Annotated in this window: 28 protein-coding genes and 1 tRNA gene; 6 read left to right on the forward strand and 23 right to left on the reverse strand. The window is 39.6% G+C overall.

Annotated elements, in window-relative coordinates:
- Position 1: 1 nt before the first annotated feature.
- From lpxA to rpsB, 12 genes are all read right to left on the reverse strand, one after another.
- Positions 2-808, reverse strand: coding sequence for an acyl-ACP--UDP-N-acetylglucosamine O-acyltransferase (lpxA, locus tag GKR92_06645; protein ID QMU61388.1), 807 nt, complete (start codon positions 806-808; stop codon positions 2-4).
- Positions 809-816: 8 nt separating this feature from the next.
- Positions 817-1,278: a 3-hydroxyacyl-ACP dehydratase FabZ gene (gene fabZ, locus GKR92_06650; protein ID QMU61389.1), complete on the reverse strand. Its 462-nt coding sequence runs from the start codon at positions 1,276-1,278 to the stop codon at positions 817-819.
- Between the two features lie 185 nt (positions 1,279-1,463).
- Positions 1,464-1,964: an OmpH family outer membrane protein gene (locus GKR92_06655; GenBank protein ID QMU61390.1), complete on the reverse strand. Its 501-nt coding sequence runs from the start codon at positions 1,962-1,964 to the stop codon at positions 1,464-1,466.
- A gap of 20 nt (positions 1,965-1,984) precedes the next feature.
- A complete protein-coding gene (gene bamA, locus GKR92_06660; GenBank protein QMU61391.1) occupies positions 1,985-4,273 on the reverse strand; it encodes an outer membrane protein assembly factor BamA in 2,289 nt (762 codons plus the stop codon).
- A gap of 26 nt (positions 4,274-4,299) precedes the next feature.
- A complete protein-coding gene (rseP, locus tag GKR92_06665; GenBank protein ID QMU61392.1) occupies positions 4,300-5,655 on the reverse strand; it encodes an RIP metalloprotease RseP in 1,356 nt (451 codons plus the stop codon).
- Positions 5,656-5,658: 3 nt separating this feature from the next.
- Positions 5,659-6,834, reverse strand: coding sequence for a 1-deoxy-D-xylulose-5-phosphate reductoisomerase (locus GKR92_06670; protein QMU61393.1), 1,176 nt, complete (start codon positions 6,832-6,834; stop codon positions 5,659-5,661).
- Between the two features lie 41 nt (positions 6,835-6,875).
- Positions 6,876-7,691, reverse strand: a complete 816-nt coding sequence (locus GKR92_06675) for a phosphatidate cytidylyltransferase (protein QMU61394.1) — start codon at positions 7,689-7,691, stop codon at positions 6,876-6,878.
- A gap of 3 nt (positions 7,692-7,694) precedes the next feature.
- Positions 7,695-8,420, reverse strand: coding sequence for an isoprenyl transferase (locus tag GKR92_06680; protein ID QMU61395.1), 726 nt, complete (start codon positions 8,418-8,420; stop codon positions 7,695-7,697).
- A 56-nt stretch (positions 8,421-8,476) separates the two neighbouring features.
- On the reverse strand, positions 8,477-9,034 hold the full coding sequence (locus GKR92_06685; protein QMU61396.1) for a ribosome recycling factor: 558 nt from the start codon (positions 9,032-9,034) through the stop codon (positions 8,477-8,479).
- A gap of 2 nt (positions 9,035-9,036) precedes the next feature.
- The gene (locus GKR92_06690; GenBank protein QMU61397.1) at positions 9,037-9,762 is read right to left on the reverse strand and encodes a UMP kinase; all 726 of its coding nucleotides are present in this window, start codon (positions 9,760-9,762) and stop codon (positions 9,037-9,039) included.
- Positions 9,763-9,821: 59 nt separating this feature from the next.
- On the reverse strand, positions 9,822-10,712 hold the full coding sequence (locus GKR92_06695; protein ID QMU61398.1) for an elongation factor Ts: 891 nt from the start codon (positions 10,710-10,712) through the stop codon (positions 9,822-9,824).
- Between the two features lie 45 nt (positions 10,713-10,757).
- Positions 10,758-12,023 carry a 30S ribosomal protein S2 gene (gene rpsB, locus GKR92_06700; protein QMU61399.1) on the reverse strand — a complete coding sequence of 422 codons (1,266 nt, stop codon included), beginning with the start codon at positions 12,021-12,023 and terminating at the stop codon, positions 10,758-10,760.
- A 228-nt stretch (positions 12,024-12,251) separates the two neighbouring features.
- Here rpsB and map point away from each other — a divergent pair, with 228 nt between their 5' ends.
- From map to dapE, 6 genes are read left to right on the forward strand one after another with little or no spacing between them, the layout of a single operon-like run.
- The gene (map, locus tag GKR92_06705; GenBank protein ID QMU61400.1) at positions 12,252-13,019 is read left to right on the forward strand and encodes a type I methionyl aminopeptidase; all 768 of its coding nucleotides are present in this window, start codon (positions 12,252-12,254) and stop codon (positions 13,017-13,019) included.
- A 46-nt stretch (positions 13,020-13,065) separates the two neighbouring features.
- Positions 13,066-15,750: a [protein-PII] uridylyltransferase gene (gene glnD, locus GKR92_06710; protein ID QMU61401.1), complete on the forward strand. Its 2,685-nt coding sequence runs from the start codon at positions 13,066-13,068 to the stop codon at positions 15,748-15,750.
- Positions 15,751-15,766: 16 nt separating this feature from the next.
- A complete protein-coding gene (locus tag GKR92_06715) occupies positions 15,767-16,963 on the forward strand; it encodes a succinyldiaminopimelate transaminase (GenBank protein ID QMU61402.1) in 1,197 nt (398 codons plus the stop codon).
- 24 nt (positions 16,964-16,987) lie between these two features.
- Positions 16,988-17,830 (forward strand): 2,3,4,5-tetrahydropyridine-2,6-dicarboxylate N-succinyltransferase, encoded by an 843-nt coding sequence (dapD, locus tag GKR92_06720; GenBank protein QMU61403.1) that lies wholly within the window; start codon positions 16,988-16,990, stop codon positions 17,828-17,830.
- Positions 17,831-17,846: 16 nt separating this feature from the next.
- Entirely contained in the window at positions 17,847-18,206 is a 360-nt protein-coding gene (locus GKR92_06725; protein ID QMU61404.1) for a Spx/MgsR family RNA polymerase-binding regulatory protein, read from the forward strand.
- Positions 18,207-18,212: 6 nt separating this feature from the next.
- A complete protein-coding gene (gene dapE / locus GKR92_06730) occupies positions 18,213-19,340 on the forward strand; it encodes a succinyl-diaminopimelate desuccinylase (protein QMU61405.1) in 1,128 nt (375 codons plus the stop codon).
- A gap of 81 nt (positions 19,341-19,421) precedes the next feature.
- Here dapE and GKR92_06735 read toward each other — a convergent pair whose 3' ends face one another.
- The 11 genes from GKR92_06735 to GKR92_06785 all read right to left on the reverse strand — a co-directional run bounded on the left by GKR92_06735 (position 19,422) and on the right by GKR92_06785 (position 26,539).
- A complete protein-coding gene (locus GKR92_06735; protein QMU61406.1) occupies positions 19,422-19,778 on the reverse strand; it encodes a hypothetical protein in 357 nt (118 codons plus the stop codon).
- Positions 19,779-19,783: 5 nt separating this feature from the next.
- Complete coding sequence (locus tag GKR92_06740; protein ID QMU61407.1) at positions 19,784-20,551, reverse strand: 3'-5' exonuclease; 768 nt, start codon at positions 20,549-20,551, stop codon at positions 19,784-19,786.
- Positions 20,552-20,621: 70 nt separating this feature from the next.
- A complete protein-coding gene (gene cysM / locus GKR92_06745; protein ID QMU61408.1) occupies positions 20,622-21,512 on the reverse strand; it encodes a cysteine synthase CysM in 891 nt (296 codons plus the stop codon).
- A 31-nt stretch (positions 21,513-21,543) separates the two neighbouring features.
- Positions 21,544-21,930 carry a holo-ACP synthase gene (locus GKR92_06750; protein ID QMU61409.1) on the reverse strand — a complete coding sequence of 129 codons (387 nt, stop codon included), beginning with the start codon at positions 21,928-21,930 and terminating at the stop codon, positions 21,544-21,546.
- Between the two features lie 17 nt (positions 21,931-21,947).
- Positions 21,948-22,682 carry a pyridoxine 5'-phosphate synthase gene (gene pdxJ, locus GKR92_06755; GenBank protein ID QMU61410.1) on the reverse strand — a complete coding sequence of 245 codons (735 nt, stop codon included), beginning with the start codon at positions 22,680-22,682 and terminating at the stop codon, positions 21,948-21,950.
- Positions 22,683-22,710: 28 nt separating this feature from the next.
- Positions 22,711-23,424, reverse strand: a complete 714-nt coding sequence (gene recO, locus GKR92_06760; GenBank protein ID QMU61411.1) for a DNA repair protein RecO — start codon at positions 23,422-23,424, stop codon at positions 22,711-22,713.
- Between the two features lie 26 nt (positions 23,425-23,450).
- Positions 23,451-24,338, reverse strand: coding sequence for a GTPase Era (locus GKR92_06765; GenBank protein QMU61412.1), 888 nt, complete (start codon positions 24,336-24,338; stop codon positions 23,451-23,453).
- Between the two features lie 6 nt (positions 24,339-24,344).
- Entirely contained in the window at positions 24,345-25,013 is a 669-nt protein-coding gene (locus GKR92_06770) for a ribonuclease III (GenBank protein QMU61413.1), read from the reverse strand.
- An 18-nt stretch (positions 25,014-25,031) separates the two neighbouring features.
- On the reverse strand, positions 25,032-25,409 hold the full coding sequence (locus GKR92_06775; GenBank protein QMU61414.1) for a DUF4845 domain-containing protein: 378 nt from the start codon (positions 25,407-25,409) through the stop codon (positions 25,032-25,034).
- Positions 25,410-25,424: 15 nt separating this feature from the next.
- A complete protein-coding gene (gene lepB, locus GKR92_06780; protein ID QMU61415.1) occupies positions 25,425-26,270 on the reverse strand; it encodes a signal peptidase I in 846 nt (281 codons plus the stop codon).
- A gap of 192 nt (positions 26,271-26,462) precedes the next feature.
- Positions 26,463-26,539 (reverse strand) — tRNA-Pro (locus tag GKR92_06785).
- Between the last annotated feature and the right edge of the window lie 36 nt (positions 26,540-26,575).

Raw genomic sequence — 26,575 nt, forward strand, 5'->3', positions numbered from 1 at the left:
ATTATTGAGTAATTCCACGCTTGCTTGAATTTACAAAATCCATAAAATGCTTCACTTCTGGAAATTGATCAGCAAGTATTTTAACTTCAGCTAGATTCTCACTTTTCGAATGCTTGCTTCGCACTAACAACTTATAAGATTTATGCAATGCCTTTATACACTCTTCTGAAAATCCTCTACGCCTCAAGCCCTCTTTATTTAGGCCATGCGTACTCGCGTAATTTCCAGAAGCCATCACATAGGGTGGCAAATCACGGTTTAATGCTGTGCCCATCGCACAAAATGAATGTGCTCCAATACGGCAAAACTGGTGCACCAATGTAAAACCACCAAGGATGGCAAAATCTTCAACGGCCACATGGCCCGCCAAGGTAGTCCCATTCGCAAATGTTATATCATTTTCGACGTTGCAATCATGAGCAATATGCACATAAGCCATAATCCAGTTTCGATCACCAATTTTTGTAAATCCTTGATCTTCTTCAGTACCGCGATTAATGGTCACATATTCACGAATAGTATTATCATTACCAATGATTAATTCGCTATTTTCACCGTGATATTTTTTATCTTGCGGTATTTCGCCAATGGATGAAAACTGAAAGATGCGATTACCTGTGCCGATTGTTGTTGGCCCCTTGAGCACTACATGCGGACCTAAAGTGGTATTTTTCCCAATTTTTACGCCTGGACCAACAATAGAATAAGCACCGATAGACACATCAGTGTCCAACTCAGCACTGGAATCGATCATTGCAGTAGGATGTATGCCTTCTGATTTTTTAATCTTCACGGAAGACTTCTGCATACTTTAGCTTAATTTTTCTCAACTTCCTTAAACACACACATTAACTCAGCACTTGCTGCTACTTCATCTTCTACTGAAGCGACAGCTTCAAATATCCCAAAGCCTCGTTTTTGCCTTTTTAATCTCACATCCAATGTAAGTTGGTCACCCGGGCTCACTTGACGCTTAAATCGAGCTTTATCTATACCAACAAACAAATACAAACTTTCATCATCTGGACGCCACTCCGGATTACTCAAAGCCAGTAACCCAGAAGCTTGGGCTAGCGCTTCCAGAATTAACACTCCAGGCATAACCGGAGCACCAGGAAAATGGCCTTGAAAAAATGGCTCATTAAAGCTTACATTTTTAATCGCTAATACAGATTTTCCTACCTCACACTTAATCACTCGATCCACCAGTAAAAACGGATAACGGTGAGGCAGATATTTTAAAATATCATGGATACTCATCTCGATTAAATTAGACATGTCACGTACTTAATAAATTATCTTATAGAATTGTAATAGCTTACCAACCAAAAATAGCTAGAATCACATTTTAATATAGCAAGAAAAATCTTTAATAAATAATAGAAGCGCACTCAAATATCAGAATGCAAACCCAATAAATTAATACAATCTGATCAATATCGTAACTTTTATACTCAAAATTACTATTGTTTTTGCATCTCTTGCAACACACGTTCGGTTAAGTCTATCTTCTCACTCGCATAGAGAACTGGCTGAGTAACCACTAAATCATAATTCTCTGCTTTAGCAACCACTACAATGACCTCATGTACTTTCTTTTGCAGTTTGCCTAATTCTTCGTTTCGACGAATATTAAAATCTTCTCTTAACTCATCTTGCTGACGATTATATTCACGCTTTCTATTGAGTATCTTTTTTTCTAAGTCAGCACGATTCTTATCATTCATGATTGGCCCATCATTTTTTAATGTCTCTTCATGCTTCAATACTTCATCACGCACTGCAGTAAGCTTTTTATCGCGACTAGAAAACTCAGACTCCAAACCTTTGCGTGCAATTTCTGCCTGCGGCGACTTTTCCATCAGCTCTACCATATTAACAAACCCAATTTTAATCTCAGCCATTGCAGACATTGGCACAACTAAAAATAGAACTGCAAAAAATCTAATCGCTATCTTAAACATAAAACATGTTTCTCCTAAACTTAAAAGCTCGTCCCTAAATTAAATTGGAATGTCTCGGTGTCATCTCCGGGCTCATCATTAAACGGTGTAGAAAGTGCTGCGCTTATGCCACCTAATGCTGTAACCCAATTCACGCCCAACCCAAATGCCCCGCGCAAATCACTTGAATCGAAATCACTAATTTCTGGAAATACATTTCCACTATCAATAAATAGCGCTAACCGCGCCCGATTCTTGTTTTCCAAAAATGGAGGTGGAAATAAAACCTGGGCTCTAACAACTGAAACAAAATTACCCCCAAATGAATCGTCTTGCGAGTCACGCGGACCTAAGGAATTACTCTCATAACCTCGCACAGAATCAAAACCACCAGCACGAAACTTCTCGAAAAATGGCAAATCTGTTGTATCTCCGTACTGATCACCATAACCGATTTCGCTACCTAACGACAGAGTGAATGTCTCGCCAAGCGGGAAATAAAATACGTTTTCATACGTAAGTTTATAAAATTCTAAACCACTACCAGGAAGAGTTATTTCTGTAGCAAAGCTCTGTCGACTGCCTTTATCAGGGAAAAGACTGCGATTACGAGTATCGTGTGTGAATCTGGTAGTCCACGTTAGATTAGTGTAGCTATCATCATTTTCATCAATGAATTGCTGAATTTCGAGTGGAGTATTTGAATTTGTCTGAATATCTGTATTCCCCAATTGAAATGTAGCTCCAATTCGATCCACCTCGGTGAGTGGAATACCGTAATTCACACTAAGCGAAAATTGGTCTGAATCAAAATCGGATATGTCTGCCTCGTCAGCCTCAGTAGACACAAAATTAAATCCAAACCCCCTGCTCACGCCATCAATATTGTGATATGGATTAACATAATTAAGACCATAGACAGTATTCACACTGCTAGTGTTAACTTGGAACGATACAGTTTTACCTGTACCCAAAAAGTTTTCTTGGCTCACACTAGTGGAGCCCACGATACCCTGACTATCTGAAAATCCCGCACCAATGTTAAAACTTCCCGCCAATCTCTCTTCAACTGCGATATCTAAATCAACAAAATCATCGACCCCAGGGATACGTTGAGTTTCTATTTCTACAGCATCCACATAAGACAATCTTTGAATTCTGCGCCGTGATGCCTCAACATTTGTTTGCGAATACCAACCACTTTCCATTTGTCGCAGTTCTCTTCGATAGACCTCATCACGCGTGGTTTTATGACCAGTGAAATTAATTCTACGTACATAGACGCGTTTTCCAGAATCGATAAAAAAGGTTAAGTCTACTTTTTTAGTTTCCTCATCTACTTCAGGAACAGGATTGATATTTGGAAATGCATAGCCCTCATCACCAAGCCTACGTGAAATAGCCGCAGTAGACCTTACGATTTTTGCACGCGAGAATTTGTCTCCTATAGATACATCGACCAAAGACCTCAACTCTTCTTCCGGAAATATAAATTTCCCAGCAAGTTTAATTTCGTCAATCGTATACTGCTCGCCTTCATCTACATTGATGGTAATAAAAATGTCTTCTTTGTTGGGACTAATAGATACTTGAGTAGAGGGCACATCAAATCTCAGATAACCTTCATTTAAATATTGTGAGCGCAAGATCTCTATATCACCCTGAAGTTTTTGTTTTGCGTAACGATCACGAGACCCCCAAAATTTATACCAAGGCTTTAATCCAGATTCAAAATCGTCAGTGAGATCTTCTTCCTCAAATGCGCTATTACCAACAATTTTTACTTGTTTGATTTTAGCAGCATCGCCCTCAATGATATGAATGCCAATATCAACGCGATTCCTTTCTAGCTCCCTAATTTGCGTATCAATATCTACACTATATTTTCCAAAGGCAAAATATTGTTGCACTAACTCATTTTCAAGTCTTTCAAGAACAGAACGATTGAATACACGCCCATTTGCGATACCAACGTCTGTCAATACTTCAGCGAGCTCTTCATCGTCAAGAGTTTTATTGCCATCAAAATTCAAACTTGCAATTGTTGGTTTTTCTTGGACAGTAACAACTAATATATTACCTTCACGGCGTAATTGAATATCATTAAAGAAACCGGATTTATAGAGTTCACGGGCAATATTAGCAGTGCTATTTTCATCTAACTCGTCGCCAACTTTAATAGGCAAATACGTAAATACTGTACCTGCTTCAATTCGCTCAAGGCCTTCTATTTGAATATCTTGTAACCGAAAGGATTCTGCAAATACAGGCAAAGAATTAACCACAAGTATGCAAACAAGCACAAGTCGCTTGATTAAAAATGACTCCATATTATATTTTTTATTTCTTAATTTATTTATTGCAACAAGCGCTGTATATCATTATAGAAAGCTAGACCCATCAGTCCTGCTAACATAATAATGCCTAATCTTTGTCCAGCAGCCTCAATTTTTTCTGACACAGGACTGCCTTTAACCATCTCGACCAAATAATAGAACAGATGGCCACCATCGAGTACAGGTATAGGTAGCAGGTTAAGTATACCAATACTAATGCTTATAATCGCAAGCGCACCAACGAATGCCGAAAATCCGATAGCTGCAGACACACCGGCATATTCTGCAATAGTAACAGGCCCACTTATATTCTTTAATGAAGCCTCACCTACTACGAGCTTCCACAGTAGCTTTAATGTTAATATAGAGACTTCCCAGGTTTTCACTAAGCCCTTCCCCATTGACTCGATCGGCCCATAGCGAACAACCACTTTTTGCGCCTCTAACTGCTGTTTATCTACATAAGGGTAGGCACCAATTCGCCCTATTACTCTCCCATCAAGCGCATCAGCTCTAGGGGTAAGCTGTACACTTAATTGCTCGGCACCTCTTTGCAAAACAAAACTAATTGGAATATCTGCGCGCTCTTGAATATAGCTAACTAAAGCCACCCAAGTATCAATCTCTTTGCCATCAACACTGACGACTTGGTCACCTTCGAGCACACCCGCATCTTTAGCTACACCGCGTTTAATTTCGCCAAATCTAGCTTGGTACTGGTAACGCCATGGTGAGATACCAATTTTTTCAAGCAAGTTTCCTTCAGCTAATAACTGTTTTGTGTCATTTAAATCAAGCGTTACGGTCTTTTGGGAACCATCACTGCTCAATGTTGCATTTACTGAACCAGTTTTAAGCGCACCATTAAGCATCTGAATAGATGTTTCTTGCCAAGTCTTAACAGGCTCACCTTCTATATGCGTGAACGTATCTTGCACTTCAATTTTCGCGTTAGCAGCGATACTTTCAGCCTGTATTTCTCCAACAGTAGGTTTAACACCGTCTACACCTGCAACAAAAGTGATCCAATAAGCAAACACAGCAAAAATAAAATTAAAAATTGGACCTGCAGAAACAATCGCAAATCGTTTCCATACATGCTGACGATTAAATGCACGATGCGCTTCACTCTCGCTCACCTCACCTTCTCGCTCATCTAACATTTTTACATATCCGCCTAACGGGATGCTCGCAAGTACATATTCAGTTTTATCAGTACCGGCTAACTTTGTAAAAAGTGGTTTTCCAAAACCAACCGAAAAACGTAACACTTTCACACCGAGTTTTTTAGCGACCCAGTAATGCCCAAATTCATGCACAGTCACTATGATCCCAACTGCAGCCACAAAAGCTAATACATATGTTAAAAACTGCATACTCTAGTGCCTCACCAGCGAGTTGCGAATATAATTTCTCGCATAATTTCGCGCTTGTTGATCTTTTTCGAATATAACATTCAGCTCATCTACTACAACATGTTCAATATCTTGCAAAGTGGCATCTATTACTGAAGAAATATCAGTAAAACGAATTTGCTGGTCTAAAAAAGAACTAACCGCCACTTCATTCGCTGCATTTAACACTGTTGTAGCGCTTTGCTCAGCACTCATCGCATCATAAGCCAACTGCAAACATGGGAACCGATTATGATCAGGCTTCGAAAACTCTAGCGCACCAATTTCAGTTAAATTTAAAATATCAACGCCGGAGTTAATTCGTTGTGGCCACGCCAAAGCATGCGCAATGGGAACGCGCATATCAGGATAACCCATATGTGCAAGCACGGAACCATCTGGATAGGCTACTAACGAATGTACGATTGACTGAGGGTGAATCACTATCTCAACATCCTTTACATTAACGTCAAATAATTTACATGCTTCAATCAATTCCAAACCTTTATTCATCATAGTCGCAGAATCCACTGAGATCTTTTTCCCCATCTCCCAATTTGGATGCGCACAAGCTTGCTCAGGCGTTATATTTTCAAATTCTGCTAATGCTTTTGTTAAAAATGGTCCGCCAGAAGCAGTAAGAATTATTTTTTCAATTTCACAACGATCATTACTTAATGGTAGACATTGAAATACCGCATTATGTTCACTATCGATTGGCAGTAATTGAGAATTATTTTGTTTGGCAACTTTCATCATCAAATCACCAGACATCACCAAAGCCTCTTTATTAGCCAGCAATATATTCTTACCTGCCTTGGCCGCAGCCAAGGTAGCTGGCAAGCCAGCAGCGCCAACTATTGCCGCCATCACACAATCTGTTTCGTCAAGACTCGCAGCAAGATTTAATCCATCGTTTCCGTTCGCTAACTCGGGCTTATATTGGCTATTAACAAATTTGGCTGCGAAATTATCGACAAGCGATTCATTCGCCACTACCGCTAGATTAGGGCGGAAATTAATACACTGCTCATACAATAGATCAATATTTTGATTTGTTGTTAACGCTACAACTGAAAATAATTCTGGATGACGCCCAATAACATCTAGCGTATTAACCCCGACTGAACCGGTTGCACCCAATATTGAGACTTTTTTCATACTGGTTTCTTAATTTTTCAGAATTACAAATTTATATTGCTTTAACAGCCGATACATAACCAAGATAAGCCAAACACATAACCTGGGGCTGCCGCAGTTAAGCTATCAATCCGATCAAGCACCCCACCATGTCCAGGGAGAATAGTACCACTATCCTTTGCACCTGCCTTACGCTTTAGCAAGCTTTCATACAGATCACCCACCACTGATATTAAAGCTATAGCCACACACAAAAATACAAAATAAACCCATTCCTGTTTGTCGACTGCGAATAAACGTACCGCAATAAATGCCATAATAACTGACGCCACTAATGCCCCGAGCACTCCTTCTCGAGACTTGCCTGGACTCAATTCAGGCGCTAATTTATTTTTGCCAAACTGTTTGCCAGTAAAATATGCAGCAATATCTGCAACCCAAATTAAAGCCAATAAAAACATTAACATTGCTGGATTTTGAGCATGCAACATTGTAAGTGCTAACCATGCAGGTACTAATACTATTATCGCTGAATATTCCAACAACCATTGTAGTCGAATCGACTGTAACCATTTCGATTTATATAGCGTTAACAAACAGGCCACACCCAGCCACCATAAACTCGCAGCAAGTAAAATTGAATTTTCTTGATTAGCGCCTGCAAAAAACCATATCACCAATATCAACCCACCCACTAAAACCACATATAATAATTTCTTGATTAAAGTTTTTACCCCAATCAGTGTTGACCATTCCCAGGCACCTACCAATGTGATACCAGCAAAAACAGCAGCTACTAATGTGTTGGGAAATTTAAATATTGCAAAAACAATTAGCGAGCCTAAAATTGCCGCAGTTATGACTCTTTGCTTTAACATAAGTTACTCTGTAATTTGCTCTTGCGTGCGACCATACCTTCTTTGCCTTAAACGATACGACTCAAAAGCTTTATTTAACTCGTCAGTAGAAAAGTCTGGCCACAAGACATCGCTGAAATATAGTTCTGTATACGCTAGCTGCCATAACAAGAAATTGCTAATACGTTGCTCCCCACCAGTCCGAATGAATAAGTCAGGTGCAGGCATGCCTTGCGTGGCAAGCTTAACCTCCAATGCTTTATCATTTATATCAGATAACGACAGCTTGTCATCTTGAGCCTCTTCAATCAGTTTTTTTACCGCCTGAAGAATGTCCCACTTACCACCATAATTAACTGCAATATTTAGAAATAATTTTTCATTATTAGCTGTAAGTTGTTCAGATTTTTGAATTTGCTGAAATAACTTTTTTGAAAATGCATCAGTTTCACCAAGGAATTTAAGGCGAACACCATTCTCAGCCAAATTTTGTACTTCATTTTTCAATGAACGCATAAATAGATCCATCAGCGCCGACACTTCAGTTTTAGGTCTATTCCAATTCTCGCTACTGAATGCAAATAAAGTTAAATATTTTACCCCTGCCTCTCCGCTGGCCTTTATGACTTCTTGCGTAGCTTTTACACCTTCTCTATGCCCAGCAGTACGTGGTAACTTGCGTTGCTTTGCCCATCTACCATTGCCATCCATAATAATAGCAACATGGTTTGGAGTAGTTTCATCCGACATTTACAAAACTGTATCAATTAAGAGAAATTAATTTTCAAAAAGTCACGTTATAAATATTAGACTTCCATAAGATCTTTTTCTTTCTGCCCTAAGATCGATTCAATTTCTGCTATAAACTCATCTGTCATTTTCTGAATCTCATCTTGCGCTTGATGATCTTCATCTTGAGAAATTTCTTTTTCTTTCAACAGGTCTTTGAAATCAGCATTTGCATCACGACGTATATTGCGAATGGCGACACGGCCTTTTTCTGCCTCGTTTTTCACAACTTTAACCAGGTCTTTGCGGCGCTCTTCTGTTAAAGGTGGCATTGCAATACGTATAATTGTTCCTGCAACAGTTGGATTCAATCCGAGATCGGAGCTCATGATTGCTTTTTCAATATCACCAACAAGATTACTTTCCCATGGCGTTACCGCTAAAGTACGTGCATCTTCTACCGCTACCGTTGCGGCTTGATTGATGGGCACACGATTACCGTAGTAGTCCACCATTACGTGATCGAGCAATTTTGCATTCGCACGCCCCGTACGCACTTTTGATAATTCATTTAATAATGAATCAATACTCTTACGCATACGTTGCTTAGCATCTGTTTTAATATCTTCAATCACACTTATACTCCTGTCACTTCCGTACCAATACTTTCACCTTGAATTATTTTAGTTAAGCCCCCTTCAGAGAATAAATTAAACACTCGCAAAGGAATTTGATTATCGCGACAAAGCACAAGCGCCGTGGCATCCATTACTCCTAACTTCTGCTGAATTGCATCGTCGTACTTGATTTTATCGTAACGTTTGGCATTAGGGTTCTTATGTGGATCATCGTCGTACACACCATCTACTTTAGTAGCTTTCAACATAATGTCAGCATTAATTTCCGAAGCTCTTAAACTAGCAGCAGAGTCTGTTGTAAAAAAAGGATTTCCAGTGCCTGCCGCAAACACCACTACACGACCTTTCTCAAGATGCCTTACTGCACGTCGGCGAATATAATCTTCACAGACCTGATTAATTTTTACTGCAGACATTACGCGACAGTAAACGCCCAAATTTTCTAGTGCATCTTGCAACGCCAAACTATTCATGACTGTGGCTAACATTCCCATATGGTCTGCTGTGACTCGGTCCATACCTCCTTGCGCAAGCCCTGCCCCTCGAAAGATATTGCCACCGCCGATCACAATGGCTACTTCTACACCTAACTTACTTACATGAGCAATTTCTGCACCTATGCGAGTGATAATTTCTGGATCTATACCATAATCATATTTACCCATCAGCGCTTCGCCGCTCAGCTTGAGTAAAACACGCTTATAAATTGCTTTCTTTTCTGACATATGATCCTTGTCTGTTTATATAGGACATAAAAAAAGGGGCAACGCCCCTTTTTTAGTGATTAAGCATCATCACCTTTATCTTTTAAATCATCGATTTGTTTCTGCACCTCATCGGCGAAATTTTCTGACCTTTTCTCAAGCCCTTCGCCGACCTCATAACGAATAAATTTAGCTACCGATGCACCCGCACCTTTTAAGTATTCTTCAACCGTAAGACCGTCATCTTTTATAAATGGCTGACCAAGTAACGTACTTTCTTTTAAGAATTTATTCACTTTCCCCAGAACCATTTTTTCAACAATTTCTGCAGGTTTGCCGCTGGCTTCTGCTTGAGCTTTAGCGATATCTCTTTCTTTGTCTAATACATCTGCAGGCACTTCGTTTTCACTGATACAAAGTGGTTTAGTTGCCGCAATATGCATCGCCACATCTTTGCCAACCTCATCACTACCATTGTGGTCAACCAATACTGCAATTCGCTTTCCGTGCGCATAGCTTGCAACACTCGCATCAGAAAATAATTTTTCAAAGCGTCTTACTTGAATATTTTCACCAATCTTAGTTACTAGCTCAAGACGAGTTTGTTCAACGGTTTGCCCATTCGGCATTGAAGCCGCATTCAAATCTTCAACTGTTCTTAATTCACTGCTCAATACCAACTCAGCCAACTGATTAGTAAAGTTTTGAAATCCATCATCTTTAGCAACAAAATCTGTCTCACAGTTCACCTCTAGAATAACGGCTTGTTTTCCATTGCTAGCAATTGCAGTTGTTCCTTCTGCTGCAATTCGACTCGCTTTTTTATCCGCTTTAGCTTGACCTGATTTGCGCATTTGCTCGATAGCGGCATCCATATCGCCACTTGCATCCGTAAGTGCTTTTTTACACTCCATCATTCCTGCGCCAGTACGTTCACGCAGCTCTTTCACCATTATTGCTGTTACTTGCATTACTTCTTCCAGATTATTAATTAGTTATATATTTAATACGTTTTATCAAGACAGTTTGGCTGGTAATGATTTTGCCTGGCTAATCCATGAATCAATTACTGCCTCTTCAGGCACACTTGGAGCAAGAGATTTCTCTGTATTGGTAGCTTGTAATTTTGACAAAACATCTGCTGCTGCTGCAGCTGCAAGCTCGGCCATATTGCTATATCCGCTGACTTCAAGCAGTTCTGCTTCATTTCCAGCTACGCCGGTTAAGCGAAAGAAATCACTCATCTTCACCCACCGATCAAGTGACTTCACATTCAACCCTGCTGTTTCAGCGCATTTTTCACGCGCATCTTGAGATGCACACTGATCAAGCAACTTCTCAACAGTTGATATTCCAACTTTTTCTAAAGCCTCACCATATTTAGGACCAATACCTTCGATGTCAGTAATTTTAGTGCCTTCATTTACTACAGCATCACTAGTGGCTATTTCAGCAACAGGCTTAACCACTGTTTTTTTCTTAACTGTAACTTTTTGCTTAGGCTTAGTCTTAGCTTTAGAACTTGTCTCTTTTTCGGTTACTTTTCCAGATTCATCGACTTCGACAAAATCATCTTCGTTACCGCCTGCCATAACACGAACACTTTCTTTGCCTTCAGAAATTGCATCTGCAATATGCGAGGAATATAACTGTATTGCACGAATGGCATCGTCATTACCAGGAATCACATAATCCACACCATCGATTTTGCAATTGGTATCTACTACTGCAACTACCGGAATACCTAACTTATTGGCTTCTTTAATGGCAATCGCTTCATAACCTACGTCAATAACAAATAAAACATCAGGCAGTGATGGCATGTTTTTAATACCACCCAGACTACGCTCTAATTTATCAAGCTCACGCTTAAGCATAAGTATTTGCTTCTTATTTAGACGCGCTATTCCATCGCCGCTTAACATTTGCTCTAAATCATGCAAACGCTGAATAGATTTTTTCACGGTATTAAAGTTAGTCAACATGCCACCTAACCAGCGATGGTTAACGTATGGCATACCACAACGAATCGCTTCTTCACGCACCGAATCTCGTGCTGAGCGTTTGGTACCTACAAATAAAATGGTGCCGCGATTAGCCGCCATGTTGCCAAGGAAAGTGGCAGCATCGAGAAACATTGGTAATGTTTTCTCAAGATTAATAATATGAATCTTGTTACGCTCTCCAAAAATGTAAGGACTCATTTTTGGGTTCCAGTAACGGGTCTGGTGACCGAAGTGCACGCCAGCCTCTAACATTTGGCGCATAGTAACGCTAGTCATTATATAAATACTCCTATAGGGTTTTATACGTCCGCATATCCCATATGGAAACTCTAAAGGAGCACCCGACCATATGTGTCGATAATACGTGTAGATTTAAAGTATGTGCGCCCAGTTGCATTTGCCTTAAGCGCGGGCGATTTATAACATGATTACATATTCAGAACAATTACTTAGATCCACGCTATCATTCCACCACAATCAGCATTAACTAAATTAGCCAAAATTATGAGCGTAACCATAAAAACCCCCGATGAAATCGAAAAAATGCGCATCGCTGGGAGACTTGCCTCAGAAGTTCTGGAAATGATTGGATCCCACGTGGTGCCTGGTATCAGCACCTTGGAATTAGATCAAATCTGCCATGAATACATCGTAAACGAGCAACAGGCGATCCCTGCACCACTCAATTATCGCGGCTTTCCCAAATCTATATGCACATCAGTAAATCATCAAGTTTGTCATGGTATTCCTGGGGATCGAGTTCTCAAGAACGGCGATATCCTGAATATTGATATAACCGTAATCAAAGATGAATTTCACGGCGATACCAGCAAAATGTTCATGCTAGGTAAACCACCTGTGCTTGCCCAACGACTTGTGGATTTAACCTATGAGGCACTATCTCTTGGCATACAAGAAGTAAAACCTGGCGCAAAACTTGGAGACATTGGTCATATAATTCAAACTTTCGCTGAAAAAAATCGCTGCACTGTGGTTCGTGAATACTGCGGACATGGCATTGGTCGCACATTCCATGAAGATCCTCAAGTATTGCATTACGGCAAACCTGACACGGGCATGGAGTTAGAAGCCGGGATGACGTTTACGATCGAACCAATGATCAATGCGGGAAAAAGAAATGTACGTTTACTCCCCGATGGATGGACCGTAGTCACAAAAGACCATAGTTTGTCCGCTCAGTGGGAACATACAATTTTAGTTACCGATCAAGGTTACGAAGTATTAACCAAACGTAGTGACGAAAGTTTTTAAATACAGACCCAAGCAGTCGTTTGGATCTTTGCCCAATCACTAAGTCATGCTCAATATTGATATCTATGAGGTGCTTGAAGCGGATGCGCCTATTTTGCAATTTCTGCAACAAGACCACGCCCTTCCACTAAGCGTAGAAAAATATAAAAACTTCAGAATCGAACTTCTAAAGCTGCTTGATCAACGCTTCAGAGCTCAAGCCAATATTTATGAACTCATATCTCTAAACACTTGCGTTATTGATGCTTTATTGAAAAATATTTGGAACTCATACGAAATCCCAAACGACTCCGCAGCATTATTAGCCATAGGCGGCTATGGTCGTCGAGAAATGTTTCCCGAATCAGATATAGATATTATGATTGTCCTCAAGGACGAAAACAATGAAATTGTAAAACCCAAAATTGAATCTTTCTTAACTTTTCTCTGGGACATAAGCTTACACATCGCACAATCCGTTAGAACCATAAATAGCTGCATAGAAGAATCTAAAAAAGATGTCACAGTTTTAACTAGTTTAATGGAACACTATTACTTAGCGGGAAGTGAAGACTTATACAACCAGGTTAGAGATGTTGTTGAAAATAATAAAATCTGGCCCAGTAAAAAATATTTCAAAGAAAAAAGACAAGAACTAGAAGACCGACACAAAAAATTTGGAGACACCGCCAACCACCTGGAGCCCAATATAAAAGAAAACCCAGGCGGATTGCGCGATATCCATACCTTACGCTGGCTAACCAACCGCCACTTTAAAACAGAGAGCTTTGAAGAATTAGCAGAACTAGAATTTTTATCTAATAGCGAATTATCGTTATTACAAGAAGCCTACTTAGTTTTAGCAAAAATAAGGTTCGCTCTACATTTATTTGTTCAGCGCGGTGATGACCGCTTGTTATTTGATTATCAATACGAGGTTGCATCTCTACTTAGTTATAAGAATGAAAACCGCAATCAGCGGGTTGAAGAATTTATGCAGGTTTTCTATCGCACTAGCAACCAGCTCTCTACATTGTCAGATATAATTATAGAACGTTTGCATTCAACCATATTCCCAAGCTTATTTAAACGTAGAGCTAAACCTATAAATGAAAATTTTCAAGTGCGCGCGCAGCTACTTGAAGCAACTACACCAGAAATATTTAAAAAATCTCCAGAAGCGTTACTAGAATGTTTTCAGTTATTACAAGAACACAAAAATCTAACTGGCCTTAGCGATCAATTGCAAAAACTAATCATCGAGAACTTAAATGTTATAGATGACAGCTACAGAAACAACAAAACAAATAGCGGCACATTCATATCTATAATCAGCCGCATTGGAACCAATTACCGTGAATTAAAGCGCATGGCACAACTTGGAGTGCTCGGGAAATATTGGCCAAGCTTTGATGCGGTAACCGGTAGAATGCAGTTTGACCTTTTTCATATATATACCGTTGAAGAACACACCCTTCGAGTTTTTGAAAATGCATGCCAATTCAGTAAAAATACTTCTGAAGGCGAATATGCCGCCTATCATGATATTTTCATCCAAACTCCAAAAGCATTAACACTCTATTTAGCCGCATTATTTCATGACATTGCAAAAGGCCGTGGTGGGGATCATTCTGAACTAGGTGAAGTAGAAGCTAAATCTTTTTGCTTACAACATGGCTTGACGTCATTTGATGCAAACACAGTAGCTTGGCTGGTAAAAAATCATCTCGTAATGTCGATTACAGCGCAACAACAAGATATAGACGACCCTTACATAATTAAAGAATTTGCAAACAATGTTGGAAATCTAACAAGGCTTAATTATTTATACCTATTAACCATTGCAGATATGCGCGGCACAAATCCAAAACTCTGGAATAGTTGGCGAAGCGCATTGCTTTCAGAATTGTACCAACGTGCATCACAGTATTTGCGCCAAGATGTAGAATCCCCAACCAATCGAGATGAACTGGTTGATCAAGTTAAATCTTCTGCTTTGCAATTATTACAAAATACCAACTTAAACCAAGACAGCTGTTTAGCATTCTGGCAAGAGCTTGGTGATGATTATTTTATTCGCCATTCAGATGATGAGGTAATGCGACATACACAAGCCATATTAAATCACAGAGACAAAAGCAATGTAGTGGTAAATATCCATCAATACAGCGCTAGAGGTGCAACTGAAATATTCATTTACTGTAATGATCGAAACTATTTATTTGCACATATCACCTCAACACTTGCTAAATTAAGACTGTCAATCGTCCACGCAAGAGTCATAACATCAAACAAAGGACATGCACTAGATACATTCTTAGTATTAGACGCAAACGAAAAAGCAATCGACGACGAGAAACAATGCGATTTAGTTAAAAAAGAGCTAACTCAAGCTTTAGAACACCCTGAAGAAATCACCCCCTGCATTAACCAAGGCCTGCCAAGACAGATTCGAGAGCTACGTGTACCTGTTGAAATTTATTTTGATATTAGCACTGTCAATAATTACACGACCATGGAAATAAAAGCACCTGACTTTCCCGGCTTACTCGCCAGCTTAGGAAATGCATTTGTGGACTGCAGTATAGCCATACATAATGCACGTATCTCAACATTAGGGGAACGTGTGCACAATCTATTTCACATTAGTAACCTAGATTACCAGGCATTAGACAAAGAACATCAAGAAAAACTAAGAAAGGTAATCTTAGAATATTTACAACAACCGAAACAAGTGGCACTAAAAGTGTAAGCTACTGGCTTTCTATATGAATACTAATCTTACAAAACTACAGCCTTATCCATTTGAGAAACTTAACAAGTTAATTTCTCAAATAGAAACCAATACACAACTACAAGCTGTGTCACTTGCGATAGGTGAACCTAAGCACCTAACTCCATCAATAATCAAAGATGAATTAAATCGCAATGTTAGCGATCTTGCTAAATATCCCACCACCCGAGGCACCGATGAATTACGTAAAGCATGCGCAAACTGGATAAGAAACCGGTTCCAACTAAGCGAAAAATACCTAGATAACAAAAATAATGTATTACCCGTAAATGGAACTCGTGAAGCATTATTTGCATTCGCACAATGCGTAATCGACCCAACCAGCAAACCAGCAGTGTTAATACCCAACCCGTTCTATCAAATTTACGAAGGCGCGGCATTACTTGCGGGAGCTGAACCAATTTATTATGACTGCACGGTAATCGATGGTGATATACCTGCATTATGGGAGATCAGCGATGAAATCTGGAATCGTTGTCAGCTACTTTATATTTGCACACCTGGCAACCCTACTGGCGAAGTAGCTCCCGCCAACACTCTGCAAAAATTAATCGAACACTCCAACAAATATAACTTCGTAATTGCTTCAGATGAATGTTATTCAGAAATTTACTCGCCAAATGCAACACCACCTAATGGCTTGCTTCACAATGCACAAAAACTAGGTAATGAAACATTTCAAAACTGCATGGCATTTTATAGTTTATCCAAACGATCCAATGCACCAGGTCTACGCTCTGGATTTGTAGCAGGCTCCAGTGAATTAATTGAAAATTTCTTCAGCTATCGCACCTATCATGGCTGCGCCATGTCATTACCCACACAAGCTGCTAGTGTTGCCGCCTGGTCAGATGAGTTGCACGTAGCATCGAACCGCCAAAAATATGCGGAAAAGTTTGATGCTGTTCTGGGCATTCTTCAACCTGTCTTACCTTGCCAAAGACCCGATGCAGGATTTTATCTCTGGCCCAAATTACCTATGGATGAGGTTGAATTCTGTAAGACACTTTTTCGTAAGAAGAACGTACTAACCCTTCCCGGTAGTTATTTGGCCAAATCGGTTAATGGTTATAACCCGGGTGAAAACCGTGTACGCTTAGCGCTGGTTGCCGAACTAGCAGAATGCATTGAGGCAGCACAGCGTATAAAAGAGTTACTCGAAGAACAATAAATACCCAGCTATTCAGGAGAGACCATGCCAGGGCAAGACAATAATTCACAAGTACAAGATATTATCGAAGCAGCATTTGAAAAACGTGTAGACATCAACCCAGCAAACACAGACCCAGAAGTTCGCAATGCCGTTGAGTCCACCTTAAAGAAAGTGGATACAGGTGAAATTCGCGTTGCAGAAAAACAGGGCAATGACTGGATCACTAACGAGTGGATTAAAAAAGCTGTACTACTTTCGTTTCGCATGAATGAAAACGAAATTATTGACGCAGGCGTAACCAAATATTACGACAAGGTTCCAACTAAGTTTTCGCAAATGAGCGATGACCAAATTAAAAAACAAGGTGCTAGAATTGTACCTGGCGCGATGGTAAGACGAGGTGCATACATTGCACCTGATGCTATTTTAATGCCCAGTTATGTAAACATTGGCGCCTATGTAGATACCGGTACTATGGTCGACACTTGGGTTACCGTAGGATCGTGTGCGCAAATTGGTAAAAACGTTCACCTTTCTGGCGGCGTAGGCATTGGCGGTGTTCTTGAACCATTGCAGGCAAGCCCTACTATTATCGAAGACAACTGTTTTATCGGTGCACGGTCTGAAATTGTTGAAGGTGTAATTGTTGAAGAAGGTGCGGTAATTTCAATGGGCGTATACATCGGCCAAAGCACAAAGATCTTCAATCGTGAAACCGGCGAAGTAACGTACGGTCGAATCCCAGCAGGATCGGTAGTCGTATCTGGCAACCTACCCTCTAAAGATGGCACATATAGTCTTTATTGTGCAGTTATCGTTAAGCAGGTAGATGAAAAAACACGTAGTAAAGTAGGTATTAACGAATTGTTAAGAACTATCGACTAAACCTCGATTCATTAGCATGCTTAAAGTTTTTGGTATCCCTAATTGTGACCAAGTAAAAAAGTCGCAAAAATGGCTTAAAGATCGTGGGATTGAATTTGAATTTCACGATTACAAAAAACAAAACATCACCAAAAAACAGTTAGGCGAATGGTGCAAAGAAATTAAGTGGGAAATACTACTGAATAAACGCAGCAGGACTTGGAAAGAAATAAGCGGCAAGGAACTTTCCGAGAAAGACAAGTCTAATTTCACTCAGGCTAAAGCGATAACGCTAATGCAACAGAATCCCACATTAATCAAACGCCCTGTGATTCAAAATGGCAAAACCATTACAGTAGGTTTTGATGACAAAATATTCTGCCAAAATTACAAATAACCAACCATGTCCGCCACTCTAGAATTAGCTAAGCAGTTAATCTCTCAGGCTTCAGTTACACCTGAAGATGCTGGCTGCCAAACGATTTTAAGTGATTACTTAAAAGCTGCAGAATTTAAAGCAGAAGTCATGCAGTTCGAAGATGTAACCAACTTGTGGTTACGACGTGGAGAAGCATCACCTTTAGTAGTTTTTGCTGGACACACTGATGTAGTACCAACCGGGCCAGAACAAGAATGGGATTCACCACCCTTCACACCCACTATTCGTGATGGACAATTATTTGGGCGCGGTGCAGCAGATATGAAATCCAGCATAGCTGCTATGGCTGTGGCATGTGAACGTTTTGCCGCAGCTCATCCTCATCACGGAGGATCCATTGCTTTCCTTATAACAAGCGATGAAGAAGGCCCCGCAACCAATGGTACCGTGAAAGTAATTGAAGCATTGCAAGAACGCAATGAAACAATAGACATGTGCATTGTCGGCGAACCAAGTTGCAGCGAAACATTAGGTGACACTCTCAAAATTGGTCGCCGCGGCTCTCTTTCTGCAAACTTAAATATCAAAGGTGTTCAAGGGCATGTGGCTTATCCGCATTTGGCCAAGAACCCTGTTCACGAATTTGCACCCGTACTAGCAGAACTCACTACGTTGCAGTGGGATGCCGGTAATGAATTCTTTCCCCCGACTACATTCCAAGTTTCAAACATCAATGCGGGAACAGGCGCAAACAACGTTATTCCTGGCAGCATGGAAATTGAACTGAACTTACGTTTCTCTACAGAAATTACAGCTGATAAAATTAAAACTATAATAGTTTCCGTTCTGGATAAAAATAACCTAAATTACGAAATAAGCTGGCATTTATCGGGCAATCCGTTCTACTGCGAGCCGGGTTTGCTAACCAATGCTTGCGAACAAGCCATACAAGAAACCGTAAACATCAAACCAGAATTTTCCACCGGCGGTGGTACGTCAGATGGACGCTTCATTGCGCCTACCGGCGCACAAGTGGTGGAACTCGGCCCAGTGAATGAAAGCATTCACAAAATGAATGAGTGCGTGGACGTAGAGGCGCTGGACCAGTTGACCGATATTTATCAGAAGGTTTTGGAGAAGTTACTCACGTAATTTCTGCCGACAAACGAAAATCATTCAAAAGATTTAAATCGCTCTACACAAAGCTTTACACACTCATTGCAAATTTGTGGACTACCCCCCAAGTCTAATCAATTGGCCAGTCTCTTTTTCGGAGCCCTTACAAAACTCACAGAAGCTGTCTTCTTCTGTGCTTCCCATTCCTCGTTTTAGCTTCTTAGTATGACGAGGACTTGTTACTTTATTTTCTTGTGATGGTGAAACTCTTAATGAATCACCAAAATCAACAATCTCCTCAAGCCAATTGATATATAACAATCCTGGCTCTTCATTAGATATCCCACTTGCTTTTACCAAAGGTCTTCCTTCAGAAACACCAAAAGAAATATGCAATTGTTTAAGTGTGCTGGGACCAACCGTAGCGATAATTTCTTTATTTAAAAATATATCGTAATTATATTCATTACCCATAGTAATTAAACCCAAGCTTTCAAAAACTCTTCTAAATGCTCTTCACCTGAATCAGACAAGTAATCTCTGAGCTGCTCACATCTGCGCTCATATTCTTTTTCATATATCTTTCCGCGCATTAATTCAAATCGCAGAAATACTAAATAGGTATTGAGCACGTCCGTTTCACAGTAGTTACGGATCTCTTCAATTTTTCCATCTAAAAATGCGCCACACACTTTACTACCGTCCATACCCAATTTACCTGGGAAACCTAGCATGGTTGCAATGTGATCTAACTTTGCGTTGGCACGCATTTGAAAACCCGCAAGCACATCCATTAGATCGATATGTCGCCAGTGAAAACGGCTTATATAGTTGTTATAACGGAAACTCGTATCATCATCCCCCATTTGCCAATAGTGCTGAGCATTTACACCATGCAATAAAGAACGGTAGTGCATGGTCGGCAAATCAAAGCCACCTCCATTCCAGGAAACGATAGTTGGATTATATTTTTCCAAACCATCATAAAACCGTTTGATTAATTCTTTTTCGGGTGAATCTGTATCGCCTAACGACCAAACTTTTACTGAATCATGTGTGGCTAGTACCGCAGAAATAGCAACAATACGCTGCATGTAGTGAGGCATAAAATCACTACCAGTTTGCTGATTACGCATGTGCTCGATAGCTTTAATCACGTCTTTATCAGGCAAACCATCTAGATCATAAATTTTCTTACCTGATTCCACATCAGGTACTGTCTCAATATCAAACACAAGGGTATTCATTATTTATTTGCAAGCCTGTTCAATTTCTATATCAAAAACTAAAGTATTCATATTTTAATGCTGGTAAAAATTACTGGGCAAAAACACCCGTTGATAAATACCGATCACCTCGATCACATACAATGCTTACTATTACTGCATTTTCTACTTGTTTGGAAAGTTTTAATGCAGCGGCCATTGCGCCACCCGAAGATACGCCACAAAATATTCCTTCTTCCTTACCCATTCTACGCATCATCACTTCTGCTTCTTCTTGAGTAACCTGAATTACATTATCAATATCTTTATCATCAAAAATGCTCGGAACATATTCTTCTGGCCATTTTCGAATACCTGGAATCTTTGAACCTTCTGACGGCTCAACCCCTACAATCTGGACATCTGGGTTCACTTCTTTAAGAAATTTTGAGGTTCCCATTATCGTACCAGTAGTACCCATGGAACTTACAAAGTGAGTAACTTTTTTATCGGTATCTCGCCAAATTTCAGGTCCGGTTGTTTTGTAATGCGCTAAAGGATTATCAGGGTTTGCAAACTGATCTAACACTTTACCTTTACCTTCACTTTGCATTTGTAACGCTAAATCACGCGCATGCTCCATCCCTTCTTCTACCGTTACAAGAATAAGCTCTGCACCAAACGCTTGCATCGACTGACGACGTTCCATGCTCATATTTTCAGGCATGATTAACTTTAGTATGTAGCCTTTCATTGCCGCTACCATTGCCAGGGCAATACCCGTATTACCGCTAGTGGCCTCAATTAACACATCGCCTGGCTTAATGTCACCACGCTCTTCAGCTTCAACAATCATACTTAATGCAGGCCGGTCTTTAACGGAACCCGCTGGATTATTGCCTTCTAATTTCGCCAATACTAAATTAGAGGTATTACCAGGCAAACGTTGAAGCCGCACTAGCGGTGTATTACCAACAAACTGTTCTATAGTAGGAATTTTCATTTAATTATTATTTACTTCTATACATATATTTCTATGTAGCTTTTTCAATTATTAGCGCTTGCGCAACTACATATTTTTTTTCATCCGAAATACTGATATGAACATCGAGCTTTTCAGCTAGGATCTCTTGCGCAAATTCATCTGTAAACTTTAATATAGGCTTACCCTTTTCATCATGCCGCACATACATTTTACACCAGTGCACATTATCTCTTATTCCTGTACCTAGCGCTTTTGAAAACGCTTCTTTTACTGCAAATCGTTTTGCTAAGAATGAGACCTTATCTATTGAATTCTTTAATTCGATTAATTCATCATCATGGAGTATTTTCGAAGCAAAGTTTTCAGAAAATCGCTCATACGATTTAGCAATACGTGAAATTTCTACTATATCTATTCCTGTTCCTAAAATCTTCATATTGATTACATGCCAATTTAAGGCTTTGCATCCATCTTTTCTCGCATTTCCCGCACTGCAGTTTCTAAGCCCACAAATAATGCATAGGCCACAATTGAATGGCCAATATTTAGTTCATACATACGTTCAATATTTGCAATGGCTGCAACATTTTCATAATGCAACCCATGCCCTGCATTCACCACTAAACCAAGTGATGCAGCATGCGCTACCGCTTTTTTGATTCTTTCTAACTCTTGAGATTGCTTATCACCCTCACTACTTGCGTATGTTCCAGTATGCAATTCAATGACGGGAGCACCTGCTTCAGCCGATGCATCTATTACATTAAAATCCGGTTCAATAAACAATGAAACAGCTATATTTGCTTCTGTTAAAGAAGCAGTAACATCTTTTATTCGAGCACTATGTTTAATAACATCTAAACCACCTTCAGTCGTCAGCTCTTGGCGGTGTTCTGGAACAATACAACAATTTCCGGGCTTGACCTTCAATGCAATATCTCGCATCTCATTCGTAGCCGCCATTTCTAAATTCATACTGCTTTGAATAACTTCTTTTGCCAAGTAAACATCATCATCTTGAATATGACGTCTATCTTCACGCAAATGCATGGTGATTCCATCAGCGCCCGCTTGCTCTGACAACTTTATCGCCTGCTTTAAGTCTGGATAGGGCGTGAATCGTGCTTGACGGATCGTCATCACATGATCAAGATTTACGCCTAAACGCACTTTCGAATTAACCGACATTTAATTATTTTAGAAATTACTTAAGTGATTATGCTTGCATAAATTGCAAAATTTCTCGACTGTGCAATGGTCGACTGTCCAAATGCCAATTTATAACACCTCGCATGAGTCGCTTGGCCTCTGCTAGACATGATGTATCCATACTCAAAGGTGATTGCAAACCTATTAACGTCGCACCCTTAATTACATTCCATGCGGTATTTTCCCTTGCATCATTTTTACAGGGAATTCTAGCGGGGCCTAGTCCTACGTCATATCGATAAAACCCATCTTCATGGATCGGAGTTTCATGATCTACTTCTTTATCTAAGGAAAGGCCGTGACCTACCAGCTCAAGCAATTCTATTTCAAATAACCGCAAAACCTTTTCCTGGCTATCACCTTTCTCCAACAGATGAATAACATTTTTATATAGATCAAAAATTTCTTTGCTTGGACTGGACTTAGGCACTAGCTTTAAAATCAGCTCATTCAAATACATTCCCATAATAGACACTTCAGGTGTTGTTACTTGTTTTGCCGTAACACTCTCCACATGAGTAAGCGTGAACAACTCACCCCTACCACTCCAAGAAATAAGAAGAGGCGTAAACAATAAGTCTACACTTGAATTTTTTTTCTTTGAACTATGCCCAAGACAAGAAACCAAACCATACTCAGGAGTAAGCATCTCTACAATACGGCTAGATTCTCGATAACGTCTGGCATGCATACAGTAAGCTTGCTGTAATTGCACTCTCATAGTTGCATCTTCATAATCGAGTTCAATTATTCCTTAAATTGCGACACGATATCTTGCTGATCTTGCCAATTCTGTTTGACTTTTACCCAAGTTTTTAGCATTACTTTTTTATTAAATACTCTTTCAAGCCTGTTACGAGCCTGCTCGCCAATAGTTTTTAATTTTGAACCTTTTTTACCAATCACGATACCTTTTTGACTATCTTTCTCTACCCAAATAACCACACCAATAGATATTAAATTTTCATCAAAAGTTAGATTTTCAACTTCTGTGTAGATAGCATAAGGAAGTTCTTTATGAAGCTGAGTAATGGCAGTACCACGCACAATTTCAGATATCACAAATGCATCATCTCGATCCCAAGTGACATCTTTGGGGAAAAGGAAAACAGATTCTGGCACCTGGCTACACAAAACATTCGTTAACGTATTCATACTTTTATCATGCAAGGCGGATATAGGGATAATATCCTCAAATTCATAGCGACCTTTTGCATCTTCCAAAATTGGCAATAACGCTGATTTATCTTTCATTCTGTCAATTTTATTTATCACGAGAACAGTAGGTCGATTCGCTTCTTTAACTTGGTTTAACAAATAGTCGTCTTCATCGCTCCAACGGCCCATTTCTGCAACCATTAAAATCACATCCACCTCTTGCAAGCTAGACAATGCATTACTGATAAGAACTTTGTTAATTAATCTTTTATTACCTAACTGAATTCCAGGTGTATCTACCAAAACCAGCTGACGCGTTTCTAAACTTAAGATTCCACGAATATTGTGGCGCGTAGTTTGTGGCTTATGTGTGGCAATAGATAGTTGCTCGCCCAAGAGAGCATTAAATAGAGTGGACTTACCTACGTTTGCACGGCCAACAATAGCTACAAAACCACAACGTGTTTTAGTTGCCATTTCTTATTAATTATTTTTCTTTGAAACAAATTCAAAAGCAATCTCTGCAGCAACTTGTTCTGCTTTTCGACGACTTGTTCCGATCCCAATAAAGGATTCATTACAATTCTCAACTACACATTGAACTGAGAACGTCTCATTTCCAGATTTACCCTGCTTCTCAACAATGTTGTACAACGGCAGGTTTTCACCATTAGATTGTAATAATTCTTGCAACCTGGTTTTTGCATCCTTGAGCTCATCAACTGTTGGAATATTAGAGAATCGGCTTGTATATAACTTTTCAATAAATACACAGGCACTCTCGTAACCTTTAGAAATGAAGACCGCTCCTATCAACGCTTCAAGTGCATCCGCTAAAATTGAAGATCTTCGAAGCCCACCAGACTTTAGCTCTCCTGCACCTAAAACCAAATGACTTGCCAAATTATGTTCACGCGCAATTTCAGCCAAGGTATCTTTTTTAACTAGATGAGCTCGCATACGAGTAAGGTCACCTTCAGGATAGGACGGGAAATGGGTAAACAACCAGTTTGCAACAAAGAATCCTAACAAAGAATCACCCAGGTACTCTAGACGTTCATTATTATTACTGTTTACACTTCGATGCGTTAAAGCGCGAAGGCACTGATCCGAACTTAAAAACTCTTCTCCAAGTAGATCAACAAGACTCAATGTTTATATTCTTAGGTTTTATTTTTTAGTACTGATAGTTTGACGTTGATCAAATGTAGCTATCGCATCCAAATTTGCAATAATAGGAACTCTTACCTCGTAATCCAAACCAAAATCGATTGAAGTTTTATTTCTTTTAAAAACAAAATGATCTTTCTTTACTCCATAGACACCATTGATATTTAGGCGTTTACTTATAGACTGCCATAGTTGCTTCTTATTAGGTTTTTTGCTCTGCATCTCAAAGGCAATATCTTCCACAATTTTTTCTGTGGTGAGGCCTTTGTAATACACGGGAAATAGCTTTATGCCTATCATCATCAAAAACCCTATAAGCGCCAAAAAAAATACCCAAAATATAAATGTTGCACCACGTTGCTTATGCATAGTAATCATTTGAATATCCTCATCTTAAATTATTTTTTTGCCTACTCGATCAAAATTAAACTTCTTTCCAGCAAAATCCCAATTCATCCAAACTAAAAAAGCTCGCCCTACTAAATTTTCTTCTGGCACAAACCCCCAGATTCGACTATCACTACTGTGATCTCGATTATCACCCATAACAAAAAAGTGATTTTGCGGAACGGTAAATTCTCCAGGCACACTATACCCCACCTTCTTTAATAAAATATCGTGCGGTTGATGCTCAAGGTCTTCGCGTAATATGGTCGCACCATTCATTACACTATTTGCACCTTCACCCTGATAAACTCCATTCTTTTGCTGATTAACCAGATCACCATTGATATACAGTTTTTTATCACGATACGTTATGTGGTCTCCTGGCAAACCAATCACGCGTTTAATGTAGTCATCTGCAGGATTTTTCGGAAAACGGAAAACTGCTACATCTCCACGTTGTGGAATGCCAATACCCAGCACTTTTTTATGCAACACCGGTAAACGAATTCCATAGGCAAATTTATTCACCAGAATAAAATCACCATGCAGCAAAGTAGGCATCATTGAGCCTGATGGAATACGAAATGGTTCAGCTATAAAAGAACGCAATATCAAGACAATAAGCAATATAGGAAAAAAGGACTTACAAAGATCTAAAAACCATGGTTCACGGTATTCTCTGTTACTCGGCCCTACAGCCTCTTGACCATGTGTTGAATCATAAGATTTCTCTAGTGCACGTTTTCGCCGCTTATCACCTAGAAAAAGTTTATCTAGCAACCAAACAAGTCCGGTAACTAAAGCACCTATTAATAAGGCCAATTCTAAATCAAAGTGCAAATCTGGAGACATATATATTAATTTATCAGCAATACATTAGAACAGATAGCAAAGTGCTGTCTATTTAGTGCTTTACTTAATTTAAAAGGAAACTAAATTCTACGCTATGAATAGCCATAAAATCATGTAGTTACTAAGTATAGAAGCTATACCTGGTGAGTGCGAGCCTAGACCCGACAATTAGCAAGAATATATAGAAAATTTTGGTCGGGATGAGAGGATTCGAACCTCCGACCCCCACACCCCCAGTGTGGTGCGCTACCAGGCTGCGCTACACCCCGAGAAATGACAAATAGCTATATTGGTTTATAAGTGAC

This window comes from Gammaproteobacteria bacterium (assembly GCA_014075255.1).
Classification (GTDB): domain Bacteria; phylum Pseudomonadota; class Gammaproteobacteria; order UBA4575; family UBA4575; genus JABDMD01.

Coding starts and splice junctions, on each gene's coding strand:
- lpxA (QMU61388.1), bottom strand. CDS start 808: ATGCAGAAGTCTTCCGTGAAGATTAAAAAATCAGAAGGCATACATCCT.
- fabZ (QMU61389.1), bottom strand. CDS start 1,278: ATGTCTAATTTAATCGAGATGAGTATCCATGATATTTTAAAATATCTG.
- GKR92_06655 (QMU61390.1), bottom strand. CDS start 1,964: ATGTTTAAGATAGCGATTAGATTTTTTGCAGTTCTATTTTTAGTTGTG.
- bamA (QMU61391.1), bottom strand. CDS start 4,273: ATGGAGTCATTTTTAATCAAGCGACTTGTGCTTGTTTGCATACTTGTG.
- rseP (QMU61392.1), bottom strand. CDS start 5,655: ATGCAGTTTTTAACATATGTATTAGCTTTTGTGGCTGCAGTTGGGATC.
- GKR92_06670 (QMU61393.1), bottom strand. CDS start 6,834: ATGAAAAAAGTCTCAATATTGGGTGCAACCGGTTCAGTCGGGGTTAAT.
- GKR92_06675 (QMU61394.1), bottom strand. CDS start 7,691: ATGTTAAAGCAAAGAGTCATAACTGCGGCAATTTTAGGCTCGCTAATT.
- GKR92_06680 (QMU61395.1), bottom strand. CDS start 8,420: ATGTCGGATGAAACTACTCCAAACCATGTTGCTATTATTATGGATGGC.
- GKR92_06690 (QMU61397.1), bottom strand. CDS start 9,762: ATGTCAGAAAAGAAAGCAATTTATAAGCGTGTTTTACTCAAGCTGAGC.
- GKR92_06695 (QMU61398.1), bottom strand. CDS start 10,712: ATGCAAGTAACAGCAATAATGGTGAAAGAGCTGCGTGAACGTACTGGC.
- rpsB (QMU61399.1), bottom strand. CDS start 12,023: ATGACTAGCGTTACTATGCGCCAAATGTTAGAGGCTGGCGTGCACTTC.
- map (QMU61400.1), top strand. CDS start 12,252: ATGAGCGTAACCATAAAAACCCCCGATGAAATCGAAAAAATGCGCATC.
- glnD (QMU61401.1), top strand. CDS start 13,066: ATGCTCAATATTGATATCTATGAGGTGCTTGAAGCGGATGCGCCTATT.
- GKR92_06715 (QMU61402.1), top strand. CDS start 15,767: ATGAATACTAATCTTACAAAACTACAGCCTTATCCATTTGAGAAACTT.
- dapD (QMU61403.1), top strand. CDS start 16,988: ATGCCAGGGCAAGACAATAATTCACAAGTACAAGATATTATCGAAGCA.
- GKR92_06725 (QMU61404.1), top strand. CDS start 17,847: ATGCTTAAAGTTTTTGGTATCCCTAATTGTGACCAAGTAAAAAAGTCG.
- dapE (QMU61405.1), top strand. CDS start 18,213: ATGTCCGCCACTCTAGAATTAGCTAAGCAGTTAATCTCTCAGGCTTCA.
- GKR92_06735 (QMU61406.1), bottom strand. CDS start 19,778: ATGGGTAATGAATATAATTACGATATATTTTTAAATAAAGAAATTATC.
- GKR92_06740 (QMU61407.1), bottom strand. CDS start 20,551: ATGAATACCCTTGTGTTTGATATTGAGACAGTACCTGATGTGGAATCA.
- cysM (QMU61408.1), bottom strand. CDS start 21,512: ATGAAAATTCCTACTATAGAACAGTTTGTTGGTAATACACCGCTAGTG.
- GKR92_06750 (QMU61409.1), bottom strand. CDS start 21,930: ATGAAGATTTTAGGAACAGGAATAGATATAGTAGAAATTTCACGTATT.
- pdxJ (QMU61410.1), bottom strand. CDS start 22,682: ATGTCGGTTAATTCGAAAGTGCGTTTAGGCGTAAATCTTGATCATGTG.
- recO (QMU61411.1), bottom strand. CDS start 23,424: ATGAGAGTGCAATTACAGCAAGCTTACTGTATGCATGCCAGACGTTAT.
- GKR92_06765 (QMU61412.1), bottom strand. CDS start 24,338: ATGGCAACTAAAACACGTTGTGGTTTTGTAGCTATTGTTGGCCGTGCA.
- GKR92_06775 (QMU61414.1), bottom strand. CDS start 25,409: ATGATTACTATGCATAAGCAACGTGGTGCAACATTTATATTTTGGGTA.
- lepB (QMU61415.1), bottom strand. CDS start 26,270: ATGTCTCCAGATTTGCACTTTGATTTAGAATTGGCCTTATTAATAGGT.